Source organism: Armatimonas sp. (assembly GCF_043760365.1).
Taxonomy (GTDB): Bacteria; Armatimonadota; Armatimonadia; order Armatimonadales; family Armatimonadaceae; genus Armatimonas.
This window is the reverse complement of the sequence record NZ_JAYUPA010000525.1, coordinates 1-1,600: the sequence shown is the minus strand read 5'-3', so window position 1 is coordinate 1,600 and position 1,600 is coordinate 1. Positions and strand designations below refer to the sequence as shown.

The 1,600-nt window shown below is 49.9% G+C and carries 2 protein-coding genes and 1 pseudogene; all 3 read right to left on the bottom strand.

All coding sequences use genetic code 11. The annotated features are described in order from the left end of the window. Positions 1 to 222: 222 nt before the first annotated feature. Positions 223 to 597 carry a DUF6573 family protein gene (locus tag ACH2EH_RS12265; RefSeq protein ID WP_395142050.1) on the bottom strand — a complete coding sequence of 125 codons (375 nt, stop codon included), beginning with the start codon at positions 595 to 597 and terminating at the stop codon, positions 223 to 225. A gap of 452 nt (positions 598 to 1,049) precedes the next feature. Further along, positions 1,050 to 1,193, bottom strand: a complete 144-nt coding sequence (locus ACH2EH_RS12260) for a hypothetical protein (protein WP_395142048.1) — start codon at positions 1,191 to 1,193, stop codon at positions 1,050 to 1,052. A 94-nt stretch (positions 1,194 to 1,287) separates the two neighbouring features. Further along, a pseudogene (locus tag ACH2EH_RS12255) lies at positions 1,288 to 1,569 on the bottom strand (DNA methyltransferase); the annotation flags it as partial. Positions 1,570 to 1,600 lie beyond the last annotated feature (31 nt).

Genomic DNA, 1,600 nt, shown 5'->3' with positions numbered 1-1,600 from the left:
GGTTAGAAACGGGCGGTTTTTCAGTTTGCATTGCTGGGTGGGCTTGATTAGTGGACGAGGTGAAGGCTACTTGTAAAGTAAGGGGGGGCTTTTTTATGACCCTCTCTTCGCATCGTAATAATAACATAAATGTTATTAAAGTCAAGTGTTTTGCATGCACTCACAGCCAATTTGAAAAGGGTACTCCAGGACGGGGTTCCCGTCCTGGAGTCGTGCTCCTAGTTAGTCTTCGTGGGGAAGCATGATCGTGATGACTAACTCTCCGTTGTCGCCGGGGGCAGCCACCATTTTCACCTTTACGAGCCGAGGCTGCGCGGGAAGCTTACCTAGTTGCAGTAGAAACTCGTAGAAGAGCTCCTGTGCAGGCGACTTTTGCCTTTTCATCGCTAGCATCCCCATGAAGAGAAGATCCCAGAGCCTGCCCTCTAAGGAGTCAGCGCTATCCTCGGGGATCGCGTTCAGCTTCCCCCAGAGTTCTGCGGTTAGGGCTACGGAGACTCGGTAGCCCGCCTCCTGGGCGATAGGGCCGACTTCAACGAGGACACCGTCTTCAATGGCTTCCGCCCTGGTGTAAGAATAGATGAGGTCATCGTACATAACTGACTGAAAATTAAAGGATAATGTGCCCCCAAGCGAGCAACGTTGCTCGCTTGGGGGTTGACGAATCGAGAGGGTTTCTCTACTATCGCCCCGAGCGTGTTTCCTTCCGGGTTCGCGCTCTTTTTTGTTGGGATTGTGGAATCCGAATCCGCTGTCTTACTTGGCGATCCGATGCCATCAGCATACAGATGCCTAATACAAGGGAGAGTCCGAAGGAAGGGTACATAGCTTCCATATCGCGTTGTTAATGAGCTTGTAGAGTTAGGGGTTAGTTGGATAAAATCTGGATGATCGACCTTGCCTCATCCATCACCAAGATAATAACATATACGTTATTATCTGTCAATACTTTAAATATTGCATTTCTAATCTGTAAAATAAACAAAAATAGCAATATTATCTATTGACTTTTATACCATTTATGTTATTATTACGATGCGAAGAGAGGGTCATAAATCGGCCTGGACACTACTTCCTAGTATCTGTGGTTCCTCTTTAGATTTCCCCTTCATCAGGCGCACTTTTGCAATCTCAAAGTAGCGCTCACTCGCTTCGATGCCAACATAGCCGAGACCGAGGTTAGGGACTTTCAAAAATTAAAATACCCCAGCCTGCTGTCCCAGTTAAGCAGGCGTGAAAGGGGCACTATTTTGAGTGGGGTAATTATTTTGTTGCGAGTCCCTTACACGCTGCCAGCAAGGTAGTTCCCGACCCGGCGAAGGGATCAAGAACAATCCCACCAGGCTCCACGATTCGGAGCAGATCCTCCATGAGCACAAGTGGCTTGCCCGTCATGTGCAGCTTCTTGCCAGGCACTTCCACTCTGTGACGAAAGACTCCTGGTAGCGTTCCCACATGGCGCTTGGCGGGTAGCCGTCCCTTGGCACCCCAGACAATGTACTCGGCTTGCGCCGCAAACCTTCCCATTTGTGGTCTACACGCTTCCGTCTTGTCCCAGACAGCGATCCCGAGCTAGCGCCACCCAGCCCACTGAAGAAGC

Excerpts from the sequence above, each read along its gene's own strand:
- ACH2EH_RS12265 (WP_395142050.1), bottom strand. The coding sequence starts at position 597 with ATGTACGATGACCTCATCTATTCTTACACCAGGGCGGAAGCCATTGAA.